At 58.4% G+C, this 14,420-nt stretch carries 15 protein-coding genes and 1 tRNA gene; 9 read left to right on the forward strand and 7 right to left on the reverse strand.

Going from position 1 to position 14,420, the window contains the following annotated elements; genetic code table 11:
* Positions 1–198 precede the first annotated feature (198 nt).
* Positions 199–576 (forward strand): winged helix-turn-helix transcriptional regulator, encoded by a 378-nt coding sequence (locus AKL25_RS01280; protein ID WP_420840692.1) that lies wholly within the window; start codon positions 199–201, stop codon positions 574–576.
* A gap of 35 nt (positions 577–611) precedes the next feature.
* Here the strand turns inward: AKL25_RS01280 and AKL25_RS01285 are convergent, their stop codons facing one another.
* Positions 612–1,271, reverse strand: coding sequence for a thiopurine S-methyltransferase (locus AKL25_RS01285; protein ID WP_050475831.1), 660 nt, complete (start codon positions 1,269–1,271; stop codon positions 612–614).
* Positions 1,272–1,330: 59 nt separating this feature from the next.
* Here AKL25_RS01285 and AKL25_RS01290 point away from each other — a divergent pair, with 59 nt between their 5' ends.
* Together AKL25_RS01290 and AKL25_RS24035 are read left to right on the forward strand one after the other, a co-directional pair.
* Positions 1,331–1,669, forward strand: coding sequence for a hypothetical protein (locus AKL25_RS01290; protein WP_240475617.1), 339 nt, complete (start codon positions 1,331–1,333; stop codon positions 1,667–1,669).
* 355 nt (positions 1,670–2,024) lie between these two features.
* Entirely contained in the window at positions 2,025–3,371 is a 1,347-nt protein-coding gene (locus AKL25_RS24035) for a hypothetical protein (protein WP_157050418.1), read from the forward strand.
* Between the two features lie 157 nt (positions 3,372–3,528).
* Here the strand turns inward: AKL25_RS24035 and AKL25_RS01300 are convergent.
* Positions 3,529–3,604, reverse strand: a tRNA-Lys gene (locus AKL25_RS01300).
* Between the two features lie 181 nt (positions 3,605–3,785).
* On the opposite strand from AKL25_RS01300, the gene AKL25_RS01305 reads away from it, so the two are divergent.
* Positions 3,786–6,011 (forward strand): SLC26A/SulP transporter family protein, encoded by a 2,226-nt coding sequence (locus AKL25_RS01305; protein WP_167541841.1) that lies wholly within the window; start codon positions 3,786–3,788, stop codon positions 6,009–6,011.
* A 27-nt stretch (positions 6,012–6,038) separates the two neighbouring features.
* Here the strand turns inward: AKL25_RS01305 and AKL25_RS01310 are convergent, their stop codons facing one another.
* Positions 6,039–6,863 (reverse strand): class I SAM-dependent methyltransferase, encoded by an 825-nt coding sequence (locus AKL25_RS01310; RefSeq protein WP_050476103.1) that lies wholly within the window; start codon positions 6,861–6,863, stop codon positions 6,039–6,041.
* Positions 6,864–6,991: 128 nt separating this feature from the next.
* Positions 6,992–8,239, reverse strand: a complete 1,248-nt coding sequence (locus tag AKL25_RS01315) for a serine hydrolase domain-containing protein (RefSeq protein WP_157050420.1) — start codon at positions 8,237–8,239, stop codon at positions 6,992–6,994.
* 182 nt (positions 8,240–8,421) lie between these two features.
* On the opposite strand from AKL25_RS01315, the gene AKL25_RS24395 reads away from it, so the two are divergent.
* Both AKL25_RS24395 and AKL25_RS01320 read left to right on the forward strand, forming a co-directional pair.
* Positions 8,422–8,562 carry a hypothetical protein gene (locus tag AKL25_RS24395; protein ID WP_167541842.1) on the forward strand — a complete coding sequence of 47 codons (141 nt, stop codon included), beginning with the start codon at positions 8,422–8,424 and terminating at the stop codon, positions 8,560–8,562.
* Between the two features lie 153 nt (positions 8,563–8,715).
* Complete coding sequence (locus tag AKL25_RS01320) at positions 8,716–9,411, forward strand: P-loop NTPase family protein (protein ID WP_050475835.1); 696 nt, start codon at positions 8,716–8,718, stop codon at positions 9,409–9,411.
* Between the two features lie 155 nt (positions 9,412–9,566).
* Here the strand turns inward: AKL25_RS01320 and AKL25_RS01325 are convergent, their stop codons facing one another.
* From AKL25_RS01325 to AKL25_RS01335, 3 genes are all read right to left on the reverse strand, one after another.
* Complete coding sequence (locus AKL25_RS01325) at positions 9,567–10,760, reverse strand: M20 aminoacylase family protein (protein ID WP_050475836.1); 1,194 nt, start codon at positions 10,758–10,760, stop codon at positions 9,567–9,569.
* A gap of 151 nt (positions 10,761–10,911) precedes the next feature.
* A complete protein-coding gene (locus AKL25_RS01330; protein WP_050475837.1) occupies positions 10,912–11,709 on the reverse strand; it encodes a transporter substrate-binding domain-containing protein in 798 nt (265 codons plus the stop codon).
* Positions 11,710–11,923: 214 nt separating this feature from the next.
* Positions 11,924–12,439, reverse strand: a complete 516-nt coding sequence (locus AKL25_RS01335; protein ID WP_050475838.1) for a DNA-deoxyinosine glycosylase — start codon at positions 12,437–12,439, stop codon at positions 11,924–11,926.
* Between the two features lie 107 nt (positions 12,440–12,546).
* Here AKL25_RS01335 and AKL25_RS01340 point away from each other — a divergent pair, with 107 nt between their 5' ends.
* The 3 genes from AKL25_RS01340 (at position 12,547) to AKL25_RS01350 (ending at position 14,411) form a co-directional block, all read left to right on the forward strand.
* A complete protein-coding gene (locus tag AKL25_RS01340) occupies positions 12,547–13,296 on the forward strand; it encodes an SDR family oxidoreductase (protein WP_050475839.1) in 750 nt (249 codons plus the stop codon).
* 51 nt (positions 13,297–13,347) lie between these two features.
* Complete coding sequence (locus AKL25_RS01345; protein ID WP_050475840.1) at positions 13,348–13,791, forward strand: Mpo1 family 2-hydroxy fatty acid dioxygenase; 444 nt, start codon at positions 13,348–13,350, stop codon at positions 13,789–13,791.
* 167 nt (positions 13,792–13,958) lie between these two features.
* Complete coding sequence (locus AKL25_RS01350) at positions 13,959–14,411, forward strand: outer membrane lipoprotein (protein WP_050475841.1); 453 nt, start codon at positions 13,959–13,961, stop codon at positions 14,409–14,411.
* Positions 14,412–14,420: the final 9 nt, after the last annotated feature.

Raw genomic sequence — 14,420 nt, forward strand, 5'->3', positions numbered from 1 at the left:
CCGGGCTTCATACAATCTCCTTGGTGACGGGGAGAGGTATTATCTCGATGGTGGTTACTGTTGTATAGAAGGCAGTTTTTTGTGGTGTAGGTACAAAAACTATACCGCTGCTTGTGTTGCTTTGTGTTGCTGACGGTGTGCAGGGACGGGGAAAATCGTATGAAAGAGAATGTGTCCGGTTGTCCGGTGGAAGAAGCCATGAGCCTGGTCGGCGGACGCTGGCGCATGCTGATTGCGCACTTCCTGCTCGACGGACCGAAGCGCTTCAACCAATTGCGCCGGGATATTCCCAACATCTCGCAGCGCATGCTGACGCTGGAGTTGCGTGCCTTGGAAGAATCCGGAATGGTATTGCGCACCGTCTACCCGGAAGTGCCGGTGCGCGTGGAATATGCCCTGACCCGCGAAGGCGAAAGGCTCAAGCCCTTGCTCGAAATGCTGCACAGTTTCGGGCGCTGGCTCAAGGCTCGGCCGCCGCGCGAGGCGGCCGAGTCGAAAGCGGCGGGTGAGCAGACGGCGCACAAGGGCGTGACGACAAGAACGATAAAAAGAATGACGAAGAGTGCTGCGAAGTAGGCAGTGTCTCTCTGCAGTATCAGGAGCTGGCCGCGTTAAACCCGACGCTGCAGCTGGTACACCACCGTATCGAGCCGGCTCACGCCGCGCTCCATGAACTTCGGTTCTTTGTCCAGAATATCGCGCCGGTCGATGATGGCTGCATCGGAGTGCGACGAGTAGATCGACTGTACTTCCGGATCCTGCACCGAGAACGGCGGGCCATCCATCTGCTCCTGCGGATAGTCGAGCGTGATCAGGATGCCGCGATAGTCGCTCGCCAGCTGGCCGTAGACATGTCGTGCATACTGCGCGCGCATTGCGGCCGGCAAGGCCACCAGCGCCGCGCGGTCATACACGCCGGAACAGGTGGACAGGATCGCAGCGTCGAGTTTGAAGATGTCGCCGCAGATGATCTCGATATTGCCGGCGACGTAATGGCTGCCGTATGCCGACGCATGGATCTGCGGCTGCAGGTTGTTTTCGCTGAAAAACTGCTCCACTGCCAGTTGCGACAACTCCGCGCCCAGCACGCGATGTCCTTGTTCCGCCAGCCACACCATATCCAGCGACTTGCCCGCCAGCGGCACCAGCACGCGGCTGTCTTTCGGCAGCTCTAGCGTCGGCCAGTATTTTTGCAACAGCGGCGTCACGCGCGTTTGATGAAAATGCGTGCGCCCGTCGCGCCAGCGCTCCAGCCAGAATTCTGCTTCCATGATGTGTCCCGTTGAATTGTTTGACGCCTATTGTACCGTCAGGGCGTGCACGAGCCACGATGCAGCAGGGCAAAATTGCCTTGCCTTTCATGTTAGGATTCGACGATCTTATGGAGGGAAAAATGGAAACACCGGAAACGCCTGCAACCCAAGAAACACCTGCAGTACCAGACGCATGGGCAGAACGCGCCAGTGAATTGATGGCGAAAATCGAAGTCTTGCTCGAGGTGCAGCTCGGCGAATATGAGTTGCTGAATTCGAAGCTGGAAGAATGGAAAAAGAATCCCGGGCAGGAATGGCTGACCATGGCGGATTATGAGCCTTGGCAAAATGCGCTCAAGGCGCTGGAAGAAGCGCAGCGCGAGTTTGATGCGCACATCGCCAGCCGGGCTGAGTAAGGCTGTGCTTGAACAGCATGGCCGCCATTGCGCGCGGCCATGCTGCAGTCCCGAAAACTGCCGGTCGGCTGGGCAGTCGGACCTGCATCACGGGCTTGCGATCGTTTCGCGCAAAAGAAAAGGACTTGAGTCTTTCGATTCAAGTCCTTTGTATTCTTTGGTGGGGCGTGAGCGGCTCGAACACTTAAGAGTCCGTAGCTCTACTTGTGCTCCCCATCACCGCTTCGGGCTGATTTGCCTCCGTCGGGAGGCTGTCTTATGCTTCTCGAAAGTGTCTGTGAAATGGGTGGCGATTCAGTTTTAAGGATGATGGATATTACTACTTAAGTTTTCTTGCTGACATCGGGAGCGAAAAATGTATGCTAGTACAACAGCTATATATAAGAATCAGCCAAGTCCGATACAAGGAAAGTCCACCACTAGTCAGCCCTCCGGCTTTGTGGATAACCGTCCTGAAAGTCTCCGGCAGCATAAACTTGTCGAGACCATTTCCAATAGCCACAGGCAAACGCTTCAACGCGAGAGAATGGCTGCTATTGGTTTTGAAAAATCTACTCATTCAGGTATCGCAAGTTCGAATGGGGGAAATATCAATGCAACGTCTAGATCGGTGAATGTTGTTCAGCGCGCCCTCAAGACGGATGGCGACCTCACTGGAATTGTCAATGCACGTGGTCACTATGGCTGGAAAGGAATGAGAACGAGACTTGTAGATGATGATGATGATGGGCATAAAAAAGCAGTTGGATTCGGTGCTGCTGTTGTAGGCGGCGGGAATCGAACAACCAATATTCAATGGGGAGAGCCGACAGCGGATTCTGGTGGAGAAGGAGTTTCCATGGTTGCAAATCCGTTAGGACCCGACCATAAGCTCGGTTCACCTCCGTCTTCAAGTGGGATTTGGGCTAATCGCAGGAGTGATTTTTCGGCATTAAGCGGTAAGCGGTATATCGCAGGTCATCTCCTGAACGACAATCTTGGAGGGCCTGGTAACGTAGCAGAAAATCTTACTGCGATTCCTAGTTCTGCAAATAGCGAACACTCTAAAAAAGTCGAAGAACCGATTAAAGAAAAAGTCAACGGGAGCGGCCAATGGATGCACTACTCGGTTCAGATTGGATATGGCACGCTTGATAGCATTAACCCCACAAATTTGGGCTACGAGGGAAGTGCCGAGGAAAAGAAGGCGAAGGCAAAAAGTCTCGGAGAATATGAAGATGGTGCCAACGCCAATACGGTCAAAATAAGATATGCCAATCAGATAAAGGCGGAATGGGGTGGGCTTGACAGCGATGGCGAAAAAACTGGGAGCACTGAAGGGAAAACGATTGCAATTGATCCGCCGACGGACGGAAGATCGAATGCCGCAGTGGCATTGCCAGCGGTGAACACGGGAAATGTGGGCGAGCAATCTCGCACAAATATTGGACACAATAATTTGGTGCTTACTAATACGGACGACCTTCGTGCAGCACATTCAGCCCGTAAGCCAGTTGTCGAGCATCATGACGCTTATGAAGATGAGACTTCGGACTACATTCAGGTGTTGGAGGGCGAGAAAGCGGAACTAGAGCGAAAGAGAGCAGCGTTATTTGGAATCGTAAGTGATCTTCTAAGGATGGGAGTGAGAAATAGCGCAGATAATCTACAGCTACTTGAGTACTATCGCCTAGTAGCGAGATTAGCAACGTTCTACAGATAAATGATAGGGATACATTTGGCAATTGCCTACAGGCGCTGCTTGCCTGGACGGATACTCGTATTGACGATTAACAGGTGATGCGGAATTTTGCGGAGCGTAGGAAAAATTGCGGAGCAAAAGAAAAGGGTTCCAATCGCTTGGAACCCTTTGTATTCTTTGGTGGGGCGTGAGTGGCTCGAACACTCGACCTACGGATTAAGAGTCCGCTGCTCTACCAACTGAGCTAACGCCCCCCGATGAAGAGGCGTGATTATAACCCGATTAATTTCAAACTTGGAAGCCCCTTTTTGAAAAAAGTCTAAAAAATTATCGTCTCCCTCTGCAAACGGTAGAAATACGGCATGCCGCCGGGATTTCTGCTTTCCTATAAGATGGATGCTCGCAGTTCCCGCCATCACAACACCAAGAACAACGATGCATACACCAGGAATCGACGAGGCCGGTCCGCCGCCCGGGGAGGTTGATTTGCCGCCGGGTTGGATCGCCCGTGGGCAGGCGCTGCTGCGGCATGTGCCGGCGGCGCTCCTGATTGCGGTGATTTCCATGAGTTACGCAGCCAGCTACGGCGCCATGATTTTCGGGCATGGCGGTAGTGTGCTGTTGCAAGCGGGCCTGCCTCTTCTGTTTGTGACGACGTGCGCTGTGATGCTGGTGGCCGCCTGGCGCAGCTCGCTGCCGTTTGTTGTGGGCGGTGCCGATTCCAATTCAACCGGTATTCTGGCGCTGATGGTAACCGGCATGTGGGCTGCCCTCGGCGAGGCGAAGGTCGCGCCGCAAGAAGCGCTGGCGACCGTGCTGACGGCGGTGGCGATCAGTACGGTGCTGGTGGGCGTGTTCCTGACGATGCTGGGTGCGACGCGACGCGGCAACCTGGTGCAGTTCATACCCTTCCCGGTGGTGGGCGGTTTTCTGGCTGGGACCGGTTATTTGTTGTGGACCGGCGCATTCGGTATCCTGACCGGCTTGCCGGTCGCCGGTAACGTGCTGGAAGGATTGTCGCACCTGCATTGGGTGACCGTATTGCCGGTGTTGATTGTTGCGGTCGGCATGCTTGGCCTGCCAAGGCGCAAGTTCGATCATCCTGCGGTGTTGCCGGTTGCGCTGGCGATGGCCTGTCTGGTGTTTTTTGCCGGCATCGCCATATCGGGCGTGTCGGTTGCACAAGCGCGTGCTTTGGGCTGGCTGTATGAGCCGCTGAGCCTGAACGGATTTCATTCGCCGTTGACGTATTCGCTTGCTCAGGTCGATTGGGGGCTGATTGCGGCGCACTATAGCGAGTTGCTGGCCCTGATGGCGGTCATGACGCTGACGATCCTGTTCAATGCCACCGGCGTCGGTCTGGCGACCCGGCACGATGTCGACTTCAACCACGAGTTGCGTACGGCCGGGGTGGCGAATATGTTGACCGGCCTGCTCGGCGGCGTGGCCGGTTGCCAGTCTCTGAGCCGTACCTTGCTGAGCTATCAGTCGGGCACGCGCAATCGCATGGCTGCCGTGATGGCGGCTGTCATGTGCCTGGTCTGTGCGATATTTTTTCTGCCGGCGATTGAGTTCTTGCCCAAACCGGTGCTGGCGGGCTTGCTGGTCGGACTGGGTGGTTCCTTGCTCAACGAATGGGTGCTGAAATCACGGCGCCGGCTGGCGCGAGGCGACTATCTGCTGATTCTCCTGATCCTGGCAGTGATTGCCTGGTCGGGCTTTGTCACTGGCGTGGCATTGGGGATCGTGGTGGCGTGCATATTGTTTGTGGTGGACTACGGCCGCATCTCTTGCGTGAAGATGGAGTTCACCGGTGCGGCATTGCACTCGCGCATGGAGCGCACCATGGAAACCAATGCGCAGCTCAAGCAAAGCGGCGAACGCGTGTTTGGCATCTGCCTGCAAGGATTTTTGTTCTTCGGCAGCGCCAATCAAATGGTCCGGCGCGTGCGCGAGCAACTGCGTTTGCCGCGCGAATTCATCATCATCGATTTTCGCCACGTGCAGGGACTGGATGCATCGACGTCGCAAAGTTTCGTCAAACTGGCGCAGGTGTGCGAACAGCACAAGACTACGCTGATCCTGACCGGCATTAGCGAGCGCATTCGTTTGCCGATCACGCGTGCGGCCGCTCACGGTCGGGCGCCGCAAGAATTCGCCGATCTGGATGCCGCATTGGAATGGGTAGAAAACCGCATGCTGGCGGCCCAGGCAGAAAATGTCGCGGGCAATGCCTTGCGCGACAGCCTGGCGGAATATTTCGATGTGCGCGAACTGGCCTCGCTATTTTCCCGAATGGAAACGGTCACGCTGGAAGCCGGCACGCTGTTGTTCCAGAGAGGCGAGATTGGCGACTGCATGTATTTCATCGAAGAAGGCCAGGTCAGCATTTCGCTGATGCTGGGCGATGGCAAGCGGATGCGCCTGCGCTCTTTCGGCAGCGCCACCATCGTCGGCGAGATGGCCTTGTACAGCGGGCAGAAGCGCACCGCAGACGTTATCACCGACCGCCGTACGGTGGTCTACAAACTGAGCATGTCGCGGCTGCGGCAACTGGAACGCGAAGACGCCAGCGCCGCCATGCAACTGCACAACTATGTCATCAAGGTGCTGGCCAGTCGTTTGACGCTGACCAATGAAGCCTACCGGCTGACGTATTAAGCGCGGTCGCTTGGCCCGGACGGGACATCAGAAATTGCTCTTGATCCCGTTCACCCACGACTTGGCCGGCAACTTGGTGGCGGCGGTGATGGCGGCGGCGCGTTCATACAGGGCGGGGAAGTCCGGCTCGAACTTGTTCTTGAAGGCGAGCGCGACGACGTTGCCGTCATGGACTTCCGGCAACGAGATCACTTGGCCGAAAGCATAGCGCATCGCCTTGAGGTTCTTGGCGTAGCTGGGATGATCGCCGAACAGGTTGACCGTCATCACGCCGTTGTCGCTCAGGCTGTCGCGGCAGGCGACGTAGAACTCCGGCGTGTCCAGCACCGGGCCGCGCGCGGTGGCGTCGTACAGATCGACTTGCAAGGCGTCGATGGCGCCGGCGCGTTGCGGGTCGTGGATGAAATCGTTGGCGTCCATTTCAAGGATGGACAGGCGGTCGTCTTCCGGCGGCAGCTTGAACATGCTGTTGCAGATCGCGATGACGGACGGATTCAATTCCACCGCAGTCACGCGCGCTTCCGGAAACTGGCGGTAGCTGAACTTGGTCAGCGCGGCGGTGCCGAGGCCGAGTTGCACGATGTGTTGCGGCGCGTCGTTGAACAGCATCCAGCTCATCATCTGCTGGGCGTATTCCAGTTCGATCCAGTCGGGTTTGCGGATGCGCATGGCGCCTTGCACCCATTCCGTTCCGAAATGCAGGTAGCGGACGCCGTCCTGCTCCGACAGCGTCACCGGTGCAAATTTCGGTTTGCGCGGCGCGGCGGCTTTCGGCTTGGACTTTTCCTTGTCGGGGCCGGGACCGGCTTTGGTATTGGCTTGCGCCTCAATGGATTTTCTTCTGATTAACATGATGGTGCCTGCATTCGAATTGCCGAATGATACCTTGTCGGGCGGTCTTGCATGAAATGCCGGAAACGACAAACACCGCGCCGGGGCGAGCATCCCCGGGCGCGGCGTCCGATTTCCGGGCCGGCTGCTTAGCGAACGGCCTGCGTGGCGGCGGCAAAGAAGTCGTTGTCGCCGACCGGCGCGCTGCCGGTTGGCTTGGGCAGGGCGCCCCAGACCACGATGACGACGTTTTCCTTCGGATTCATGTAAATGTGCTGGCCGAAGATGCCGCGTGCTTCAAAGGCGCCTTCGTTGATGGTGCCGGCGGCATCGGGAATCGGCCACAGCATGTAGCCGTAGTTGACCAGTTTGCCGTCCACCATCTTGGGACTGCCGGCATCCCTGACCCAGTTGTCGGGCAGGATCTGTTCGCCGCCGGCCTTGCCGCCGCCCAGCATGAACAGGCCGAAGCGGCCGTAGTCGCGCAAGGTCGCCGACAAGCCGCTGCCGCCGACTTCGAGGCCGTCAGGCGATTCCAGCCACCAGGTCGCATCCGACTCCATGCCGAATTTGCCCCAGATGCGTTCGTTCAGATACTGCGCCACCGGCTTGCCGACTGCAGCACGCACCAGTGCGCCGGCAACCTGCGTTTCGCCGGTGCTGTAGTTCCAGCGGGTACCTGGCGCGGCGGCGCGCGGCAGTTTGGACATCAGTTGCAGCACGGCGCCGGGCTTCTGCATGGTCTGCACTTCCAGCATCTGGCGGCGGTCGGATTTGGGATTGACGTAGGTCTCGTCCCAGCGCACGCCGGACGCCATCTGCAGCAAGTTCTTCACCGACACGCCGTCGTAGGCGCTGCCTTTGAGTTCGGGCAGATAGTTGACGATGGGATCGTCGATGCTCTTGATATGGCCGTCCTTGATCGCCGCGCCGATCAGCGTTGCGGTGATCGATTTGACCACCGACATCGACATCCAGCGGGTCTTTTCGCTGTTGCCGAGCTGGTAGTTTTCAAACACGATCTTGCCGTCTTTCAGCACCAGCAGGCCGCCGACGCGGTTGAGCGAGACGTAGTCGTAGAGGTCGAAGTTCTTGCCGTTGGATTTGAAGACGAAATTCTTCAGTTGCTTGTCGCTGGCCGGCAGCGGATAGGCCTTGCCCGAGGCAGGCACGGTGCGCGTCGAGAACAGGCGGTCGATGTTGCGGAAGGTGTTGGCCTGGATATCCGGCATCAGCGCGCCGTCATAGACTTGCTGGACGGTGCCGATCTTTTCGGCGGCATGCACGTTGACCGGTGTCTGGGCCTGTACTGGCGTCTGCATCAGCCCGGCGCTGAAGGCCAGGGCAATGAACAGGACGGTCTTTTTGACATGCAGCGGCTTGTCGCGTGTGGACATGAAGTGTCTCCTTGATTGTCGTTATTAGAGGTGTACTGCTGTTGCCGGCATCATCATGGGTGAGCCGGTCAACCAACCAAGCATAACAGCGATGTTGCAACAAGGAAATTGCGGGTGATGCGTAGGACAATTCTTCCATCGCGGCGGCGCGATCGTCGACGGTCATCGGCTACACTTCTGCCATGCTGAAAAAAATCCTCTTCATCCTCAGGCTGGCCATCGTCTTCGCCGGCATCGTTCTGTTCGGGCGGGCAGTGGAATACCTTATTTTGAATGGCGGCTTCAACGGCTCGTTTTACGACATCCTCTTTTTCCGGTCATAGCGCGGATGCTTTTTCGCGCCGGGCCGCAAACCAGCCGGTTTCCACATAAACCGCACATCTTGTTCCCATGGTGCAGGTATCATGGTCGCGTCGCCGAAACATGACATTCCCATCGTTGGTCAACATTTACCTGTCAATAAAGGATCCACAGAAATGAGTCATATCCACTTCATCGGTGGCGAAAAAGGCGGTGTCGGAAAATCGCTGGTCTCCCGCGTGCTGGCCCAGTATTTCATCGATTGGAACATCCCGTTTTTCGGTTTCGACACGGACAAATCGCATGGCGCGCTGTTGCGCTTCTACGCAGATTTTTCCGCGCCGCTCGTGCTTGACCGGCACGACAGCCTCGATCCCATCATCGAACGCGCACTGGAAGATCCGCAACGCCGCATTCTGGTGGACCTCGCGGCCCAGACCCAGCAGTCGCTGTCGACGTGGATAGAGGACTCCGGCGTGCTCGACTTTGCGCAAGAGCAGGGGATGACGCTGACCTGGTGGCATGTCATGGATACCGGCCGCGACTCGGTGGATCTGCTGAAGAAGTGGCTCGATCAGTTCGGCGGGCGGCTCAAGCTGGTGCTGGTGCTCAATGAAGTCCGCGGCGACCGTTTTGAAATCCTGGACGCCTCCGGCGAGCGTGAGCGCGCTGAGAAGCTGGGCGCGAATGTGGTCACCCTGCGCCGCCTGCCCGATACCACCATGCAGAGAATCGATCAGCAGAGTGCGAGCTTCTGGGCTGCGCTCAATCAACCGGGCAGCGGAAGCGCCGGCCTCGGCATGCTGGAACGCCAGCGCGTCAAGGTGTGGCTGAACCGCGCTTATGCCGATATCGGCAAGCTCGCCTTGTAGAAGGAAATGGCCGAAGCAGCCGGTGCGAAGTCGAAGTGCAGTGCATTTCTGCAGATCGTTTCGACAGGCTGCTTCGACAGGTTGCTTCGGCCTTGCAGGTTTGAATTGCTCAGCGCGACCTGCTCTCCGCAGCGCTGAACATCAAAGGGCGGACCTCAGGCTGCCGCCAGAAACGCCTCCGCCAGCCTGACCCAATACGTTGCCCCGATCGGCAACAGATCGTCGTTGAAGTCATAGCTGGGATTGTGCAGGTTGCACGGTCCGATCGCATGGCCGCTGTCGCGGTGATCGCCTTCGCCGTTGCCGATGAATACATAGCAGCCCGGCTTGTGCAGCATCATGTACGAAAAGTCTTCGCCCGCCATCGACGGCTCGACATTGGTGTTGACCTGTTCCACGCCGACGATGCTTTGCATCACGCCGACCGCAAAAGCGGTTTCCCTGGCGTGGTTGACCAGCGGCGGATAACTGCGCAGCAGCTTGAATTCGACTTCTGCCCCGAAAGCGGCGGCGGTGTGGGTGGCGATGTCGTGCATGCGGCGCTCGATCAGGTCCAGCACTTCCATGCTGAAAGTGCGCACGGTGCCGCTCAGGGTGGCGTCGTCCGGGATCACGTTGATGGCGCTGCCGGTGTGGATCTGCGTCACCGACAGCACGGTGGAATCGTTGGGATTGGTATTGCGCGCGACGATGGTTTGCCAGCTCAGTGCGATCTGCGCCGCCACGATCACCGGGTCGATGCTTTTGTGCGGTTGCGCCGCGTGCGAGCCCTTGCCCTTGACCTTGACCTGAAACGCGTTGCTCGACGCCATGATCGCCCCCGGGCGCACGCCGAAACTGCCGACCGGCATGCCCGGCCAGTTGTGCATGCCGAACACGGCATCCATCGGGCATTGTTCGAACAAGCCATCCTTGATCATCTTGTCGGCGCCTTGTCCGCCTTCTTCGGCCGGCTGAAAAATCAGGTAGATCGTGCCGTCGAAATCGCGATGCTGCGACAGGTGGCGAGCCGCGCCGAGCAGCATGGCGGTGTGGCCGTCATGGCCGCAGGCGTGCATTTTCCCGGCGTGGCGGGACGCGTGCGGGAACGTGTTGAGTTCCTGCATCGGCAGCGCATCCATGTCGGCGCGCAGGCCGACGGAGCGCTTGCCCTCGCCGTTCTTGAGAATGCCGACCACGCCGGTGCCGCCCAGGCCGCGCAAGACCGGAATGCCCCACTCGGTCAGTTTGGCGGCGATGGTGTCGGCGGTACGGTGTTCTTCGTAACGCAGTTCGGGATGGGCGTGCAGATCGCGGCGGATTTGCTGGATTTCCGAATGAAATCCGATGATGTGATCGATCAACTTCATGATGCTTGCCTTTGTAAGCTCTTGCTTCCAGATGCGATTGCCGGGAGCCTGGATAAACCTGCTGCACAACGCTCGCCCTGTTTCACTACGGCGGCCTTGCCGGTGGTGGTTTCCCGAAGCTCCCTGTCGCACAGAGCTGCTTCAGGTCCTCTTATTCAAATTGCTTCGCCATTTTTTCCGGCAGGGGAACGTTGAGCCATTTCTGCACGATCGCGTTCAGTTCATTGCTCTTTTTGGCTTGCGTCAATGCGGTATTGACCTTGGCCATCAGCGCCGGTTCATCCTTGAGCAGGCCGACGTAGCAGCCCGACTCCTGGATGATGTATTTCATTTGCGGCTTGTTGGAAGGCATCTTTTCCGCCAGCGCAACCGCGACGAAATCGCCGGTGCCGACCAGTTGCACCTGACCCGCGAGATAGGCGGCGATCATGCCGTTGTTGTCTTCGTAGCGTTTGATGGTGGCGCTGGAGGGCGCAGTTTCGGTGAGCTGGATGTCCTGGAAGGTGCCGCGCGCAACGCCCACCACCTTGCCGGCCAGATCGGCGGGACCTGCAACCTTGAGATTGGCCGGGCCGAACACGCTGTTGTTGTACGGCGAGTAGGGTTGCGAAAAGGCGATCACTTTTTCGCGCTCGGCATTCTTGCCCAGGGTGGAAATGGCGAGGTCAGCCTTGTGCGTCTGCAGGTAGGCGATGCGGTTGGCGCTGGTCACCGGCACCAGTTCAAGTTTCATTCCCATGTTCTTGGCGATCAGCGTCGCCACATCGATGTCCAGGCCTTGCAGCTTCAGGTCCTGGGTGACCGAGCCGAACGGCGCAAAGTCCTGCGGCACGGCGATGCGCAAAACACCGCGTTTCTGAATGTCGGCCAGCGCGTCGGCGTGGGCATTGGTTGCTGCAAGGGAAAGCAGATTCATGGACAACAGGAGCAGCAGCTTTGCAAATTTCATTGGTCTCACCTGAGAGGGATTAGTAAACACCGATCCGGCACGAAAAGCGCCGTATCGGATGCGCCGGAAATAAGATTCCAATTAAGCAATATACATGCCACGGCTTACAGAAATCTCGAAAAACTTGCCTTGAAAATCACCTTCGAAACGGCGGGGTTTCACCTATCTTAATACCGCCCGGACCTTTCTTGCCGAGGACGTGGTTTGGTCTGTGTTATTCCGCAAACACCCGGGGGGCGGCATCCCCTGTTTTTAATTGTTCCCACTCTCTTTTTTTCTCCGCATAAGGACGGGTAAAAGCGGGGCTGCTCGACGGCAATCTGATGATCCGATAATTACCCGCGATACTTCCCAGGGCCTTCAAGCCAAGCTTCTCGGCAGTCCCGCCATTGAAGGCAATGATGCGCAACTGCGGCAAGGTGTTCAGGAGCTGGACCAGGTCGTTGTGAACATGGTCGCGGATATTGCTGTCCAGGCTTCCTTCCCGTCGCGCTTCTGCGACGACATCCCACAAACCGACGCCGTTTTTCAACAGCGTTTCCAGCCGCTGCGGATAGGGCAATGACACCAGATCGGCACCGATCACATCGGACATCAACGCCCAGAATTTATTTTGCGGATGCGCGTAGTACTGGCTGTGCGCCAACGAGGCTTCGCCGGGCAGGCTGCCGAGGATCAGGATGCGGGTGTTGGCGTCGGTGACGTGAGGGAAGCTGCGTTTGCGGGACATGGGAATGAAGAATGATGTTGAGCCAGGCGGCAACGCGGCGGGGTGAATAAGGCTACACTATTCGGCGGAGGTTTTCTTCATCCACACCAACTTACAAGGATAACTATATGGGACAACCAGTCATTATCGTCACCGGCGGCAGCCGCGGTATCGGTGCTGCAGTCGCACAATCGGCGGCGGCGCGCGGCTATGCGGTCGCCATCAGCTATGTATCGAATCGCGCTGCGGCTGACGCCGTGGTGGACGGCATCGTCAAGGCCGGCGGACGCGCCATTGCGGTCAAGTCCGACGTCGCCGTGGAAGCCGATATCCTGCAGCTGTTCCAGACCGTCGACAAGGAGTTGGGCACGCTCACCGCGCTGGTCAACAACGCCGGCATCCTGGAACATCAGACACGCGTGGAAGAAATGACGGCCGAGCGCATCAATCGCGTGCTGTTGACCAACGTCACCGGCAGTTTCCTGTGCGCGCGCGAAGCGGTGCGCCGCATGTCGACCCGACACGGCGGCAAGGGCGGGGCCATCGTCAACCTGTCGTCGATGGCGGCCAAGCTGGGCGGTCCCGGCGAATACGTCGACTACGCCGCCTCGAAAGGCGCAATCGATGCCTTCACCATCGGCTTGTCCAAGGAAGTCGCCGCCGAAGGCATCCGCGTCAATGCGATTCGTCCGGGTCTGATCTATACCGACATCCATGCCAGCGGCGGTGAAGCCGGACGGGTCGATCGCCTCAAGGATGCCGTGCCGATGAAGCGCGGCGGTACGGCGGAAGAGGTCGCCAACGCCGTCCTGTGGTTGCTGTCCGACGAAGCCTCTTACGCGACGGGCACCTTCATCGACGTCTCGGGCGGTCGCTGATTCAGGGGTTCCCTGTTTTCTCTGTTGCTGTCATCGGGTCTGGAGGCCGGCATGAGCGTTGTCACCCACCGCCGCATCGATATGTTGTTGGCGCGTTATGCGGAAAGCCATCGCCATCCGCTCAATGAAGCGATCCACTGCATCTGCGTGCCGGCCATCGTGCTGTCGTTGCTCGGCTTGTCATGGGCAGCGGCGCCCTGGCTGGCGCTGATCGTCGTGATCGCGTCGCTGGCGTATTACCTGACGCTGTCGCCTGCATTCGCGTTGGGCATGCTGGCGATGGCCGGCGCGATGCTGCTGATCTTGTCGCGCTTGCCTGCGGCGTCGGTATTGCCGGCATCGGTGGCGATTTTCGTGGCGTCGTGGATAGGGCAGTTCGTCGGGCATAAGGTCGAGGGCAAGAAACCGTCGTTTTTCGAAGATTTACGATTCTTGCTGATCGGCCCGTTGTTCGTGCTGAGCCTGCTCTACCGGCGCTGGCGTATCCCTTATTGACGCGGCGGATGCGCGGGAACGAATCGCGAAAATCCGGGTCAAGAGGCGGTCTGTATTAAAATATAAACAGTTATTTGCGGCAAATACCGCGTCCAGAAGCGGCGTCGGTATTGAATCTGCTGCAAGGACATCGCCCCGAAGGGGCATACTTTCCGTCGGAGTTTTGCATGAAAAAATTGATCCTCATCGTCGCCGTCAGCTCGCTTGCAGCAGGTTGCGCCGTCACGCCGAATTCGGCCAGCGTCTACAACACCCGCCAGGCTCAGGGTGAGCAAACGGTGCGCATGGGCGTGGTTGAGTCGGTGCGCAACGTCACCATCGACAAGGGCGCCAGCGGCGTCGGCACGGTGGCCGGCGGCGCGCTGGGCGGTATTGCAGCCGGTTCTGCGATCGGTGGCGGCAACGGCGCGTTGGCGGCCGGCATCGTCGGCGCACTGATCGGCGGCGTGGCAGGCAATCAGGTCGAGTCGCGCATTGCCAACAAGCCGGGTCTGGAAATCACCGTGCGTCTGGATAACGGCGAACTGCGCGCCATTACACAAGATGCGGATGAAATCTTCCGTGTCGGCGAACGCGTGCGCCTGCTGTCGTCGGGCCGCACCACACGTGTGACGCACTAAGCATCGGGG

It is taken from the genome of Herbaspirillum rhizosphaerae, from assembly GCF_001189965.1.
Classification (GTDB): domain Bacteria; phylum Pseudomonadota; class Gammaproteobacteria; order Burkholderiales; family Burkholderiaceae_D; genus Herbaspirillum; species Herbaspirillum rhizosphaerae.

Bases quoted from the DNA above. Each gene is read 5' to 3' on its own strand.
- AKL25_RS24035 (WP_157050418.1), top strand. From the start codon at position 2,025: ATGTATGCTAGTACAACAGCTATATATAAGAATCAGCCAAGTCCGATA.
- AKL25_RS01350 (WP_050475841.1), top strand. From the start codon at position 13,959: ATGAAAAAATTGATCCTCATCGTCGCCGTCAGCTCGCTTGCAGCAGGT.
- AKL25_RS01280 (WP_420840692.1), top strand. From the start codon at position 199: ATGAGCCTGGTCGGCGGACGCTGGCGCATGCTGATTGCGCACTTCCTG.
- AKL25_RS01285 (WP_050475831.1), bottom strand. From the start codon at position 1,271: ATGGAAGCAGAATTCTGGCTGGAGCGCTGGCGCGACGGGCGCACGCAT.
- AKL25_RS01325 (WP_050475836.1), bottom strand. From the start codon at position 10,760: ATGAAGTTGATCGATCACATCATCGGATTTCATTCGGAAATCCAGCAA.
- AKL25_RS01320 (WP_050475835.1), top strand. From the start codon at position 8,716: ATGAGTCATATCCACTTCATCGGTGGCGAAAAAGGCGGTGTCGGAAAA.
- AKL25_RS01310 (WP_050476103.1), bottom strand. From the start codon at position 6,863: ATGTTAATCAGAAGAAAATCCATTGAGGCGCAAGCCAATACCAAAGCC.
- AKL25_RS24395 (WP_167541842.1), top strand. From the start codon at position 8,422: ATGCTGAAAAAAATCCTCTTCATCCTCAGGCTGGCCATCGTCTTCGCC.
- AKL25_RS01315 (WP_157050420.1), bottom strand. From the start codon at position 8,239: ATGTCCACACGCGACAAGCCGCTGCATGTCAAAAAGACCGTCCTGTTC.
- AKL25_RS01335 (WP_050475838.1), bottom strand. From the start codon at position 12,439: ATGTCCCGCAAACGCAGCTTCCCTCACGTCACCGACGCCAACACCCGC.
- AKL25_RS01305 (WP_167541841.1), top strand. From the start codon at position 3,786: ATGCATACACCAGGAATCGACGAGGCCGGTCCGCCGCCCGGGGAGGTT.
- AKL25_RS01330 (WP_050475837.1), bottom strand. From the start codon at position 11,709: ATGAAATTTGCAAAGCTGCTGCTCCTGTTGTCCATGAATCTGCTTTCC.
- AKL25_RS01290 (WP_240475617.1), top strand. From the start codon at position 1,331: ATGCAGCAGGGCAAAATTGCCTTGCCTTTCATGTTAGGATTCGACGAT.
- AKL25_RS01345 (WP_050475840.1), top strand. From the start codon at position 13,348: ATGAGCGTTGTCACCCACCGCCGCATCGATATGTTGTTGGCGCGTTAT.
- AKL25_RS01340 (WP_050475839.1), top strand. From the start codon at position 12,547: ATGGGACAACCAGTCATTATCGTCACCGGCGGCAGCCGCGGTATCGGT.